At 55.7% G+C, this 12,516-nt stretch carries 13 protein-coding genes; 10 read left to right on the forward strand and 3 right to left on the reverse strand.

Features of this window, described 5'->3' with window-relative positions; translation table 11 throughout:
• Positions 1-29: 29 nt before the first annotated feature.
• The 3 genes from AB1L30_RS20915 to AB1L30_RS20925 all read right to left on the reverse strand — a co-directional run bounded on the left by AB1L30_RS20915 (position 30) and on the right by AB1L30_RS20925 (position 4,178).
• Positions 30-1,610: a TolC family protein gene (locus tag AB1L30_RS20915; RefSeq protein WP_367015655.1), complete on the reverse strand. Its 1,581-nt coding sequence runs from the start codon at positions 1,608-1,610 to the stop codon at positions 30-32.
• Positions 1,611-1,779: 169 nt separating this feature from the next.
• A complete protein-coding gene (locus AB1L30_RS20920; RefSeq protein ID WP_367015656.1) occupies positions 1,780-2,298 on the reverse strand; it encodes a dihydrofolate reductase family protein in 519 nt (172 codons plus the stop codon).
• A gap of 107 nt (positions 2,299-2,405) precedes the next feature.
• Entirely contained in the window at positions 2,406-4,178 is a 1,773-nt protein-coding gene (locus AB1L30_RS20925; RefSeq protein ID WP_367015658.1) for a hypothetical protein, read from the reverse strand.
• Between the two features lie 313 nt (positions 4,179-4,491).
• On the opposite strand from AB1L30_RS20925, the gene AB1L30_RS20930 reads away from it, so the two are divergent.
• From AB1L30_RS20930 to AB1L30_RS20975, 10 genes are all read left to right on the forward strand, one after another.
• On the forward strand, positions 4,492-4,692 hold the full coding sequence (locus tag AB1L30_RS20930) for a hypothetical protein (protein WP_345089227.1): 201 nt from the start codon (positions 4,492-4,494) through the stop codon (positions 4,690-4,692).
• A 549-nt stretch (positions 4,693-5,241) separates the two neighbouring features.
• Entirely contained in the window at positions 5,242-5,775 is a 534-nt protein-coding gene (locus AB1L30_RS20935; protein WP_367015660.1) for a DUF3592 domain-containing protein, read from the forward strand.
• Positions 5,776-5,778: 3 nt separating this feature from the next.
• Positions 5,779-6,294 carry a DUF3592 domain-containing protein gene (locus AB1L30_RS20940; RefSeq protein WP_367015661.1) on the forward strand — a complete coding sequence of 172 codons (516 nt, stop codon included), beginning with the start codon at positions 5,779-5,781 and terminating at the stop codon, positions 6,292-6,294.
• Positions 6,295-6,306: 12 nt separating this feature from the next.
• Positions 6,307-6,807 (forward strand): DUF3592 domain-containing protein, encoded by a 501-nt coding sequence (locus AB1L30_RS20945; RefSeq protein WP_367015663.1) that lies wholly within the window; start codon positions 6,307-6,309, stop codon positions 6,805-6,807.
• Positions 6,807-7,328 carry a DUF3592 domain-containing protein gene (locus AB1L30_RS20950; protein ID WP_367015665.1) on the forward strand — a complete coding sequence of 174 codons (522 nt, stop codon included), beginning with the start codon at positions 6,807-6,809 and terminating at the stop codon, positions 7,326-7,328. The genes AB1L30_RS20945 and AB1L30_RS20950 overlap by 1 nt, the downstream gene beginning before the upstream one ends.
• Before the next feature lie 168 nt (positions 7,329-7,496).
• Positions 7,497-8,360 carry a universal stress protein gene (locus tag AB1L30_RS20955; RefSeq protein ID WP_367015667.1) on the forward strand — a complete coding sequence of 288 codons (864 nt, stop codon included), beginning with the start codon at positions 7,497-7,499 and terminating at the stop codon, positions 8,358-8,360.
• 221 nt (positions 8,361-8,581) lie between these two features.
• Positions 8,582-8,791 (forward strand): hypothetical protein, encoded by a 210-nt coding sequence (locus tag AB1L30_RS20960; protein WP_367015669.1) that lies wholly within the window; start codon positions 8,582-8,584, stop codon positions 8,789-8,791.
• 110 nt (positions 8,792-8,901) lie between these two features.
• Positions 8,902-9,798, forward strand: coding sequence for a hypothetical protein (locus AB1L30_RS20965; protein WP_367015671.1), 897 nt, complete (start codon positions 8,902-8,904; stop codon positions 9,796-9,798).
• Entirely contained in the window at positions 9,795-10,943 is a 1,149-nt protein-coding gene (locus AB1L30_RS20970) for a cysteine desulfurase family protein (RefSeq protein WP_367015673.1), read from the forward strand. The genes AB1L30_RS20965 and AB1L30_RS20970 overlap by 4 nt, the downstream gene beginning before the upstream one ends.
• Before the next feature lie 216 nt (positions 10,944-11,159).
• On the forward strand, positions 11,160-12,140 hold the full coding sequence (locus AB1L30_RS20975; protein ID WP_367016454.1) for a DnaA/Hda family protein: 981 nt from the start codon (positions 11,160-11,162) through the stop codon (positions 12,138-12,140).
• The last annotated feature ends 376 nt before the right edge of the window (positions 12,141-12,516 follow it).

Consider the following 12,516-nt stretch of genomic DNA (forward strand, 5'->3'; position numbering starts at 1 on the left):
GGCCAGCCGCCAGGTGCTAGCCGATTGGCTTATTGCTGGCCAAATGTCTGGCCTCGCAGGGCATCGCCACCTTGGAAGTCGGTTGGCTGATCCAAGCCGCCGGTCAGCAGAAGACCATCGATCTGGGCATGAGCTTTGGCCAGATCGCCCAGGGCCGTGATGTAGTTGAGGTTGGTATCGAAGTACGTCCGTCGCACGATCAACACCTGGATGAATGAGAACTCACCGGCAGTATAAGCCTGTTCGGCGAGGTCGAGCGTTTGCTTCGCCTTCGGCAGAATTTGTTGTTCGTACCGTTTGACGGCGACCAGGGCCGAATCGTATTCCTTCGACACGCCCGCCAGGCGAGCCTTCAGCGACATCTCGATCCGCTTCACATCGTGCGTCGCACGGCAGTACTCGCGATAGGCCGCCGAGATGTTGCCACTGTTATCGTTGAAGACCGGGATCGGGGCACCCACGGAAAGGTTGATCATCCCGCTGCCGGTGCCATTGTCGTGACCTGCTTGAAGCTGCGCGGTAACGTTCGGAATGGCCTGAACCTCTTGGCGAGACATGTTGGCTCGGGCCTGGTTCACGCGGCTGTAGCTGGCATGCAGTTCGGGACTGCTACCCAATAGCGTCGAGTAGATGTCGTCCCAATTCATGTTGGCGGAATCAGGGCTCAGCTCGCCATCAAGGCGGGCTCGGTCCATGTCAGGTACACCAGCCGTTGCGGCCATCTCTTGCCAGGCAGCTTCCCACGAAATGTCGGCTTGCTGACGGAGCACTTCGACTTCGTTGAGTTGGATCTCGGCTTGAAGCTGATCAGACTGCGAAGCTTCGCGGGCCTCGAAACGTTTCTTGGCTAGCTCGGCACCTTTGGCAACCACGGTCTGGAAGTCGTCGATCACATCGATTCGGCGCTGAGCGACCAGGGCATCGACGAACGCCAGGCGAACGTCGGTCATCACCCGGTAACGCTGCGACTCGACATCCCAGCGTTGAGCTTCGGCCGCATGTCCCAGCACATTCTGGTTGAGGCCAAGCTTGTGGGCCGTGACGAACTCGCGTTCGACCGAGACCACATGCTGATCGGTATTGGCGTCGGCCAACTGGCTGGCCTGGTATCCGACGATCGGGTTCGCCGACAGACCGACCTGGTATTGATAGTCGGATGCTGCAAGCGCCGACGCCGAGCTTTGACGAATGGTGGGATTGTTGGCCAAGGCCAGGTCTTGCATGTACTGCAGGGTGACGCCTGGTCCGACGGTGGTCGGCACGCGAGGTGGCGTTGGGGCCTGAGCAATGTTAAAGACCGGTCCTTCAATCAGTTCGTTCTGCGGCGGCAAGATCGCGGTCGGAATCAGCGTCGTCGATTCGATGACGCTGTGGCGTTGTTCGTGCGAAACCAGTTCCGCTTCAGGAGCGACTTTGGCGACCTCGGCGGGCAGCTTGGCCGCGGCCGAGACTTCCGGCGGAGCGGCTGGTTCGTGATAGGCTTGGTTCCACGAACCAGGCCCGCTGGTACAACCCACGATGCCGGTCAGGCCAAGGGCGATCCACCAATTTCCACGATTCGTTTTCCAGTCCACCATCGTCGCCCCCAGTGCTGCCAGCAGACGTTGCAAGCAGTGCCATCGCGAATATCGAAACAATCCACACTGTGGGAATTTTCGGCAGAGCAGACAAACTGCGTTGACGCAAAAGAACTGCGGCTTTCATCTCCTCAGTCCATGGCTGAGAAGATATAGCGTTTCGGCGGGTCGTTCAGGCGGAAGGCGGGTAACGGGCAGGGAACTAGTGCAAGATGTCGTAGTCGATCTGGACCAAACCTTGCTGGAAAGTGCGTGAGTTCGTCAGCTTCAGACGGGTATCGCGTCCCACGTACGAGACGAGCGGCAAGCCTTGTCCCAGGACGATCGGCTGGATGAAAACCTTCAGTTCGTCAATCACTCCGGCATGCAGGAACGACGCTGCTAGCTGACCGCCACCCACCAGCCAGATATCTTTGCCAGGCTGCTTTTGGATCCAGCGAACGAAGTCGGACACCGGCTGACGGACAATCTCGGCATGCTGACATTGCAGCAGCTTACGAGAGAAGACGTAGTTTTGCTTCTCGGCATAAGGGTAGGGGCCGAAGGTGAGGACCTGTTCGTAGGTGGTCCGACCTTGGATGACGGTGTCGATCGAATTGAGGAACTCCGAGAAACCAAAGTCCTCGTTTCCTTCGGCCTGGGTTAGCCAATCGATCGCCCCATCGGGCCGAGCGATGTATCCATCCAGGCTGGCCGTGACGAAGTAGATAATCTTTCTCACAGAATCATTTCTCCAAACGCTGTTTCTTACAGACGCGGGGAATCGGTGCAGCGAATCCTTGAAGCCTTGGGTACGTCACCAGGAAGAAACGGTTCGAGATGTTCCGATCAATCTTTTGGCATCGGCGCCGGCTGATTCGATCCGCTAGCGGTGCTGGAGGGAATGATCAATTTCAGCGGGTCCTTCACGCTTGCCAGCGTCCCCCAGGTCGGCACCATGAAGCTTTGGCGCGGGGCAGGGGATCTCGATTGATTGTCGATCAGCACAAACACCGATGGGCCCAGAAACAACGCCAGGTGATCATCGAGCTGACGATGCGTCGGCGCGAAAACCACCGCACTGTCGACCTTCCCAAACTGGCCTTGCTGCAGCGTGTGATAGCCAATCACAAATGGCGGACTCCAACTTTCCGATGTGGATGCCATCAGGAACTCTTGCGCGCTAGGATAGGTTCCTTGTTTCAGCTTGTGCTGTTCGACCAGGCGAATCGCTCGCGTCAATTCCAGCCTCGAGTGATGATTCGACCAAACCATGGTCGCTTGTTGGCAATGATAGAAGGCCGCGGAGGTACTTACCCACGCGCTACGATCGACCAAAATTCCAGGGAACTTCGCATGTACCGAGTTGGCATAGCGATCGGACGTCGGCAGAAAGCCGGTGTTGGTTTGCTGCTGTAGCCGAGCAAATTGATTCGGGATGTTTTCCTGATAGATGATCCGCTCGGCCGCCATTCGATACCATGCTTTGAACTCGTTCGGCTTCACCTCGCTCATCGCCAGTTGATCGTCGATCGAACGAATCACCGCTTGGCTGAGGTCGCGTTTCAGATTGCGTCGGATCGCCCCGCTGAGGTCTCCCATATCGACGAGCATCTCTTGATACACGTTGTCTGGAACAGGACTGATGTGACCGAGAAACGCTTGAAAGACGAGATACCGAAACGCTTCAATCTCGGCGAAGTCCATCGAGTCTTCGACCCGGGCATCGATTGACTGCTGCTGCATCAGCCCCAGCAATTGCAGATCAAGCAGGGCCGAGTCGACATCGTTGTCGAGCACTTCGACCAACGCATGAACGGCCGTGAACCGGGCAACGGCCGGGTTCCAGTGACGATACTCTTGGCCGGCATCCAGCACGTTTCCGCGAAGCTTCTCGAACGCTTCTTGATGTCGATGGACGTACCTGCGGACCTGGTCGGTCTGGTCGAAGTTGGGCAGAAAGATCTTGAGCAGTTCGCTGTCGGTCGTCGAGATCGCGATCTTTCGCTCTGCCGCGTCTTGCTTCAGCTTGAGCACCCAATCTGGATTGGGATCTTGCATCAACGAGATGATCAGCGAGTCGTGGACATGCGCCGCATCGTTCACCTGGCGAGGAGCGACCTCCTCTTGAGTTTCCAGGATCGCCAGATGCTTCTGACGTGTTTCTTTGAGTCGGTCGATCGCACGCATATCGGCCAGAAAGAACAACGCCCACACGACTGCCACGCTCAGAGGTCCTAAGACAATCATCTTCCAGGTCGTGCGACCACGGGCAGAACGTTCGCGTTTACCCTCTTCCGTTTGATGAGGCAGCAGACCGGTAATCGCGCCGACCAATGCACCGATCAAATAGCCGGCACAACTGCTGATCTGCATGACCTCGTAGGAGAACTGAATCATTCCCAGAGAAGAGAACACCATCGTCCAGGGCATTCCCGCTTGGGTGGCCCCGTGTTCGAAGACCATCATCGCGAAGCCGACCGGTACGATGGCTACCAAAGCAACCAGCAGAAACCCGCCCACCAGGTTCCATCGCATCTTTAGACAGAGGTTCGCCACGCCATACCCGACCACGCTCCAGGCAACGGCAAACATTGCCATCAAGATCAGGTAAGCACTCATGGGGCATCGCGAACGAATAGGTGTGGGACTCAAGGCCTTCGGAACGTGAGGTGGCTATTTTGTAGCCATCTCGCTCGGTTATCTGCCAGGAGAAAAGACGTTAGCGAACTGGCAGTTCAAGACTTGAGTTAAGGGGTGTTAGTTCCGAATGTAGAGCATTTCTGCAGAACGGGCGAATGAAATTTCCGCGACTTTTTCTGTTTTAACCGCGAAGTTGTGCGATCGTTTTGTGGGGCTTTGCGTTCGAGGTGCCGATGGATTAAACCAGAACAATAGAGGCATTTCGTGGCATCCCGAAAGAAGGAAAAACACGATGGAAGGTCTTCACGTCGATGGCTGCAAGAACGCCATGGTAGCTGCTCAGGAAGAATTCGATTCGACAATGAATCGCTACAAGTCGCAGCTTAAAGAAGCGACTTCCGCCGAGGCTGAAGAAGCGATCCAACAACAAATGCGACAGTGCGAAGCGCGCCATCGCGATTTGATTTCATCGCTGCAGCGATCGGTCTTTTAAAAAATCTATGGGAAGCATCGGCCGGCTCTTCCGGCCGCATTCGGCTTCGCGTCGTCGTGAGATCTTCGCGTGATCGCCTAGGAGGATTGGTCTGGCTACTTCAGCCAGACGCGCCAGGCCCAGTACCCCGTCACAAAGAGTGAAGCAAAGGCATAGACGCAGCACGCTCCGCCGGAAAGGGTTGTTAGCAACATTGGGGCACCTCGTACGGGGATCGGGGTATGTCGATGGGTACGGAGCAGTTGGGGCTTGCTCACAGACTTTCAGAGACAACATTCCGTGATCCAGGTGACGTTAATTTTTGCCATTCGGGGGCTGTATCCGTCCTTTCTTGTCAAACTGAGTCCAGCACCTCCACCTTCGAGGGGATCCGATAGCGAAAGACCGATCAGCCGGCAGATTCGCTACCATCGGTAACCCACATGTCGTCGTTCTGCTGGCGAACTTCGAAATTTCGACAACATTCACGATCGGAGGTCGAAACCTTACTAAGAGAATCCGTTGGATACCCCAACGGATTGATTTGGTTGACTTCGATCAGAGCTCGCAATGGCCCGGCTGTTTCCTATCTTGTTTCTCATGATCTTCGTCGCCTTTGGCGTCGTTTTCCTGGGGTATGGACTCGGTCAGATCTTTCAAGCGCATCAGGCAACCCAGTGGCCGATGGTCCAAGGCGAACTCATTTCGTCCGAGCTGAAATCGCACACCAATAAGAATTCGCACTCGTGGAGGTGCGAGGTGCAATACGCTTATCAGGTAGAAGGCGTGTCTTATCGCGGCGACCGAATTGCGTTTGGCTACGATGGGACCAATCGCGAGCAACTACATGCTGACCTGCATCGTAAACTGAAAGCTGCCGAAGTCGTCGATGTCTATTACAACCCGGCCAATCCCAGCGAAAGCTGCCTGGTACCTGGGGTTCGCCGTTCGGCATTTCTGATGATCGTATTCGGGCTGGCTTGGCTTGGGTTGACCCTATCGATGATGACCTTGGTCGTGTGCGACGTGCCAGTACGAAAGTTCATCCAGCGACTAGAGCACTGGAATAGTCCTTCCGCTCAAATCTCTCGGTCGGTGAGGTAAGCCATGACATCCGACATCATCGCCGCACTGATTCTTGTCCCCTTGAACCTGGGTGCCTTGTACGTCCTTGGCTATGGCCTGCGCGATCTCTACCGCGGCTGGCAATCGACCAGGTACGAGCGGGCGCCTGGCAAGTTGATTCAGTCCGAAGTGAAAGAGACGGTTCAAAAAAATCGGAAGTCGTCGCGAACTGTCCATCAGGTCGAACTGAAGTACGAATACATGGCCGGCGGCCGACCTTACGAAGGAACCGTGATCGCCCCCAGCTATTGCCCTACGCAAGATCGGCAGGATCATGAAGATTTGCTCGAGTGGTTGAAGTCGACGCCTCAGTTCACGGTCTTTTACGATCCGGTCGTTCCTGAGCGAAGCGTGTTGATTCCGGGCGTCGATCGTGGAATGCTTTCTCAGATTGCGATAGGTGTCCTTTTGCTTTCGATCACCTTGGGGATTGCTATCGGCTATTTCCTGATTGCTGCTGGTGACCCAGGACTGGTGCATGACCTGGTCGTGCACTAGCGAAGCTACTTCATGAATATCTATGTCAAGGTTTTGTTTTTTGCTCTGGTGCTCATTGGAGTCGCCATCTTGAGCTATGGCATGATCGACGTGGTCCAAGGCTACTCAGCCGAAAAATGGCCGACCGCCAAGGGAGACATTGTTGATGCTCGGCTCCGTTCGTTCGCCAGCGGCAAAGGGGGCACACGATTCGAAGCGAAGGTGAAGTACACCTATCAAGTCAACGGTGCCAACTACGAAGGAGAGCGGATTGGGTTTGGCTATGGAGTTACCGATAGCCAAGAGCTTCCGCAAAAGATCGTCAACAAATTGAAGTCGGGCAAACAGGTCGAAGTGCGCTACAACCCGAAACGGCCCGAGGATTCGGCGTTGATCCCCGGCGTCTTTAGCGGTGTCCGCTTCAACATCCTGGCAGGGATCTTGTGGATTGTCTTCTCGCTGGGGGGAGCGATTTTAATCAGCAATCGTCGCAGTCGAGACAGCCTTCCGGCGCGGATCACGGTGATCGAATAATGTTTGATTTCTGGTTGCCGGCGGCGATGCTGGCGTTCTTCAACCTGATCGGAATACTGCTGCTGGTGGCCGGCATTCGCGAGCTGCATCTGGCCTGGCGATCACGTCGCTGGGAAGAGACCGTCGCCACGATCGAAGAGAGTTCACTCGACCCCTGCAAACGCAAGACAAAGCATGGCGAAGAAGTCATCTACCTGGTGAAGCTGCAATATCACTACCAGGACAGGGCAGGGGACCAACACACGGGAAACCGCATCTCGTTTAGTTACCATCCGACCAAACAAATCGAAGACCACCAAGAGCTGTGCGACATCCTACAACCAGGACGAAAAGTCCAGGTCTACTACAATCCGAGCCGACCAGATCAATGCACCTTAGTGGGTGGTGTCGAGCACGGATCCTTCTCAAGCATCATAATCGCGCTGATGTGGCTCTCGATGAGCATCTCCATTCCGTTGATGACGTATTGGCCCGATTTTTCCGACCAATTGTTAGTCCGCAGCATGAAGGTGATGCCGTAAAATGTAGTTAGTGGATGGACGACAATTTCGATTCGATCACCATCCCGACGACGTTAATCCAATGCTACAATGCAGGTACGGCGACGGCAGGTACCGGTCGATCGGAAGCGACCATCCGTTTTGCGGTCTCACTCCCGTCTTTACGACCCTTCGGGAAGGAACACTATCATGATTCGCAGCGCACTATTGGCCCTCGACAATTCTCCCTCCAGCCAAACCGCGCTGGACATGGCCATCGCGTTTTGCCAGCGCTACGCGGCACAGAATGACGGCCGCACCGACGCGATTCATCTGTCAGGCGTTGCCGTGGTCGACATCCCTGGCATCAAGGCACCTACCAGCGTTCCGATCGGAGCCGGCGCGTACAAGAAGCATCGCGACGACACGCTGATCAAAGAAGCGGAAGAACGTGCCGAACAGATTCTGAAGGATTTCGAAGATCGTTGCAGCTCGACCGGCATTCCATTCACCGCGATCCGTAGCGAAGGTCTGCCTTACGAACAAATCGAAAGCCAGGCCCTCAGCCACGACGTTGTCCTGATCGGTCGCGATACCAACTTCCATTACGAAACCAGCGAAGACGTCGGAGCCACCGTTCGCAAGTTGCTGATTGACAACGCCCGTCCGGTGATTGTCTATCCTGAGCAGATGCCGGATAACCATCGCGTGGTGATCGCCTACGACGGAAGCAATCCCGCAGCCCACGCCCTGCAGATGTGGACCTTGCTCGAAATTCGTGGCCCACAGACCGAAATTCACGTCGTGAGCATCAGTGGCGAAGAAGAGAAGGCTCAAACGCGTCTGGCACAAGCCGACAAGTTCCTGAAGTTCCATGGGCTGAATGCTCAACTGCACTACGTTCCTAAGACAGGTCGCGTGGTCGACCTGTTGGCCGAGAAGGTCAAGGAACTGAGCCCACGCATGGTTGTGCTGGGGGCCTATGGCCGAGGTGGCTTCAAAGAAACATTGTTCGGTTCTTCGACCAACCAGATGTTAGAAACGGCCGGTTGCCCGTTGTTCCTCTACAAATAGAGTTCAACCAGCATCTTGAAAATCATCGACGGATATCACCTGCTTCTGGGCTGGTGGTATCCGTCTTTTTCTTTGGTACATCGCGATTTCCGCGGCAAAATGACCAATGCCCGTGGTTTCTCGGCGAATAACGGCCTGCTGGGATCGATCCCGAACATGATCCCGCCTAGGCTCTTGTACCGACCACGATGATTGCTTCTTTGATTTCAGGAGACCGATTGATGCCTTTGAAAAAGCACCTGGCGCGCCGCTCTGGCAAAATCAGCACAGGAACCTTGCTCATGATGGCAGGGGCCTCCGACGTGCTGATGGCCGGCATCATGTGGATAATCATGGGTCAGGGAGACATGATCTTCAGCATTGTTTTTGGCGTCATGGCCCTGTCAGGTCTCGGTCTGGTCGGCTTCGGAGCCCTGCAAAACCTGCGGTAGGGGACTCGATTCTCGTCAACGCCGCGGTCAGATACTAAACTGGGAAGTAATGGAAAACGTCGATGTCCCGTTTTCCGGCCCGATCTATCGATTCCCAGGGGACCGATCGCTTGAGTTCCTCCACTCGAACCGTAGCTGCCAACGCCTCGCCCAACTCGATCATGACCCGCGTTTTCGTGGTGGTTTTGATCGGGCTGGTCATCTTGTTCGTTGCCTTCCTGGTCATCCTCAGCACATCGAGTCATTCCGGTCAGCAGTTCTCGGCTGATGGCTTCGAGCGGCGGAAGTTCAGCTATTTCGAGATCCTCGGCTACCGACTGACCGCGACCGAGTACTTCAATAACACCGGGAATCTCGAGAACGATCTGGTCAAACAGAAGTGGATTACTTCGTCCGGCAAAGCGAAAAAGACCGACTGGGTCACGGTCAGCCATACGATGCATGGTCACACCTATGTCAGCGATGCCAACATCCTGGTGAGCTACCTCGACATGAGTCAGCCAAACTCAGTCATCAACCTGGCTCGGTGGAGTCGAGCAAACCCAGGTTACGCTTCGTTGATGTGGTCCGAGATCCAGAAAATGGCCGAAGGGAACATGTATCTGCTGGTTCCTGACATCATTCACCACATGGTCTCCCTGAGTCAGCAGGACGACAATCCGATCAAGCAGCCTACCTTGAAAGAGGATGAATCGGGCTACGACGAGCCGATCTCGGACATGTCGAATGAAGCCAAGGCTGAAGCGACCCGCAAGCAGGAAGAAATCGGCAAGGCGAGCCTGAATCCATTTCTGATCGAGCTTTACTTGAAGGCAGGCAAAGCAGCTCAAGACGCTCAAGAGGACGCTCGAGCTCGTTTCTGTTTCGAGCAAGTCCTGCGGCTCTCGCCCGATTCCGCCGAAGCCAAGTCGGCACTCGATCAGCTTCCCCCAGCTCCTGAAAAGGATGAGGCCGAGACGCCTGAACCGGCAGCCGAGGTCTCGTCCGAAGAAGAAACCAATCTTTGATTTACGTCGACAACAATGCGACCACGCCGATGGCGGTCGAAGTCGCGGAAGCCTTGAGCCAGGCCTATCAGTCTGCTTTCTTGAACCCTGCCAGCCAGCACCAGGCAGGGCAGAAGGCTCGTCGGCGGCTCGATGACACGCGAGAAAGTATTCTCAATTTAGTCGGCGGCGAGATCACACGATTTGCCAGCGATCGGCTTGTTTTCACCAGTGGTGGAACCGAAGCAAACAACCTCGCTTTGTTTGGTTTGGGCGGGGATATGCCCGGTCAGGTCGTCATTTCGGCGGTCGAGCATCCTTCCATTCGCGAAGCGGCCGAGCATCTGGTCAAGCAGGGGCAATCGATCGAGGTCTTGCCGGTCGATTCGGCAGGGGTCGTTCAAATCGATGCCCTACGTCAGGCCTTGGCTCAACCGACGCGACTGGTCAGCGTGATGCTGGGTAATAACGAGACCGGCGTACTCCAACCGATCGCCGAAATTGCCCAGATTTGCCGAGAGAATGGGGTTCCGTTGCATGTCGACGCAGTTCAGGCGGTCGGCAAGATACCGGTGAACTTCCGAGAACTGGGGGCGTCGGCCATGACGATCACGCCGCACAAGTTCCATGGCCCGCGAGGGATCGGAGCCCTCGTGCTGGACGATCGTGTGAAGCTGAATCCGGCGATGTTCGGCGGAGCACAGCAGTTGGCGATGCGGCCCGGGACTGAAAGTGTCGAGCTGGCGATCGGTTTCGAGGTCGCCCTGCGACTGGCGGTCGAAAGTCAGGCCGAGGCGGAACCAAGGATGCGAGAGCTACGCGATCGCCTGGAAATGATGCTGAGAGAACTACTTGGCCCGGAAACCATCACGATTAACGGTCTGGACGCCCCGCGATTACCCCATACCTCGAACGTGTCATTTTCAGGAATCGATCGGCAAGCGCTGGTCATGGCTTTGGACATGGCGGCGGTCGCCTGCAGCACCGGTTCGGCGTGTGCTAGCGGGTCGTCGGAACCTTCCCCCACGCTGCTAGCCAGCGGGGCCGATCCGTCGATCATTTCCAGTTCGATTCGCTTAAGTTTGAGTCGCTTCACGACGCAGGCGGAAGTCGACGAAGTCGCAAGCCGCATCCTCAATTGTATCAATAGGTTACGCCGATCGTAAAACCGCAAAGAATCGCCCACCATGGCTAGTTTTCGCTGTGGAAAACCTCTATAATCGTGGCTTGGTTAACTGGTTGTCTGACAGACACTTCGGCAAACGAGCGACGGAGTTTGGGTGGTTACGGAGATCATCACCATTGCCTTGCCTTGGGTCCGGCAAGAGGATCCCGCCCTGATTGGGTCCGCCAAGCGGTCCATTGAGGGCTTGCGCCCGTTTGTGGCGGGGCCAGAAAACCGCATGATTCAGTCGGCGGTCGAAGCATTGAAGCAAGATGCTTCGCAGTTTTCGCCGTTGGTTCTCTTTGGTCCCAGTGGCTCTGGCAAGTCGCACTTGTTGCAGGGTCTGACGGGCGTTCTCGTGGAAAAGGATCCCGATCTCGAGATCCTGGCCATTACCGGAAGCGATTTTGCTCGCGAATATGGCAACGCATTGCGGCAAGAGACCGCCAACGAAACGCGAACCCAGTTTTTCGGGACCGACGTTCTCGTTCTGGAAGATGTGCACGAGTTGCTGCACTTCCCGTCGATGCAGCAGATCTTGCTGCATTTGCTGGACGAACTGGAACGCCGCGGTTGCACGGTGTTGGTCTCGTGCCGAGAGAACCCAATTGCGATGGATGGGTTTTCGTCGGAGCTTCGCAGCCGCCTTTCGGCCGGCTTGCTGGTTCCGGTGGTCCTGCCCGAGCAGGGAACCCGCGAAGTCTTGATTCAAGGCATCGCGACCCGTCACCATCGTCAGATCACGCACATGGCCGCGCAGAAGTTGGCGGCCGCGTTTCCGCATGGCTTATTGCAGCTCAGCGGGATCGTGAATCAATTGATCGCTCAGACCACCGCGAACCAGGTAATCGACACGACCATTGTCGACGCCTTGCTGAAGAGCGAGCACAACACAGCGAAGATTAGCCTGCGTGCGATTTCGCTTCTGACGGCCAAGTACTTCCGCGTGAAGGTGGCCGACATGAAGGGAAGTTCGCGGCGGCAAAGTATCGTTCAAGCCCGCAGCGTTGCGATGCTGTTGGCGAGACATCTCACGGAAGAGAGTCTGAAAGCAGTCGGCAAACATTTTGGCGGTCGCGATCACACCACCGTCATGCATGCCGTCAGCAGCATTGAAGCCAAAATGAAGAAGGACATCGCGCTGCGGGAAGCAATCACTGAGTTGCGAGAAATGATTCTCCAACGCAGCACCGACTGACCGATCAGGGTGTGAATTTCGAAGCGGACCAGATGCTTTTCCGACTGGAGAAACCTGGCCGCTTCCGCAAGAGATTTGAATGATGGTGGACCTGAACGAGGTCTGCAAACAGGAGTAGTCAGTGGAAAAGATGTTGGGTTTGTGTGCGTAAATGTTGGAATTCTGCCGGCTATCGACGCCGTTAGAAATCACCAACACCGCTAGCGAATTCATCGACGCGAAAACGACAGAAAGGCAACCATTTGGCGCCAGGTTTTTCACATACCAATCAAAGCAGATTGATTCGAAGAACACCGAGCCAAACACCTACCGGATGCCAGTTATCGACAGCTCGACGCGTCTCCTTACTACTACTACTCTTTCGAAAAACTAAAAG

Origin of the sequence: Bremerella sp. JC817, assembly GCF_040718835.1 — a bacterium.
GTDB lineage: Bacteria > Planctomycetota > Planctomycetia > Pirellulales > Pirellulaceae > Bremerella.

Excerpts from the sequence above, each read along its gene's own strand:
- AB1L30_RS20935 (WP_367015660.1), top strand. The coding sequence starts at position 5,242 with ATGGCCCGGCTGTTTCCTATCTTGTTTCTCATGATCTTCGTCGCCTTT.
- AB1L30_RS20940 (WP_367015661.1), top strand. The coding sequence starts at position 5,779 with ATGACATCCGACATCATCGCCGCACTGATTCTTGTCCCCTTGAACCTG.
- AB1L30_RS20945 (WP_367015663.1), top strand. The coding sequence starts at position 6,307 with ATGAATATCTATGTCAAGGTTTTGTTTTTTGCTCTGGTGCTCATTGGA.
- AB1L30_RS20950 (WP_367015665.1), top strand. The coding sequence starts at position 6,807 with ATGTTTGATTTCTGGTTGCCGGCGGCGATGCTGGCGTTCTTCAACCTG.
- AB1L30_RS20930 (WP_345089227.1), top strand. The coding sequence starts at position 4,492 with ATGGAAGGTCTTCACGTCGATGGCTGCAAGAACGCCATGGTAGCTGCT.
- AB1L30_RS20960 (WP_367015669.1), top strand. The coding sequence starts at position 8,582 with ATGCCTTTGAAAAAGCACCTGGCGCGCCGCTCTGGCAAAATCAGCACA.
- AB1L30_RS20925 (WP_367015658.1), bottom strand. The coding sequence starts at position 4,178 with ATGAGTGCTTACCTGATCTTGATGGCAATGTTTGCCGTTGCCTGGAGC.
- AB1L30_RS20955 (WP_367015667.1), top strand. The coding sequence starts at position 7,497 with ATGATTCGCAGCGCACTATTGGCCCTCGACAATTCTCCCTCCAGCCAA.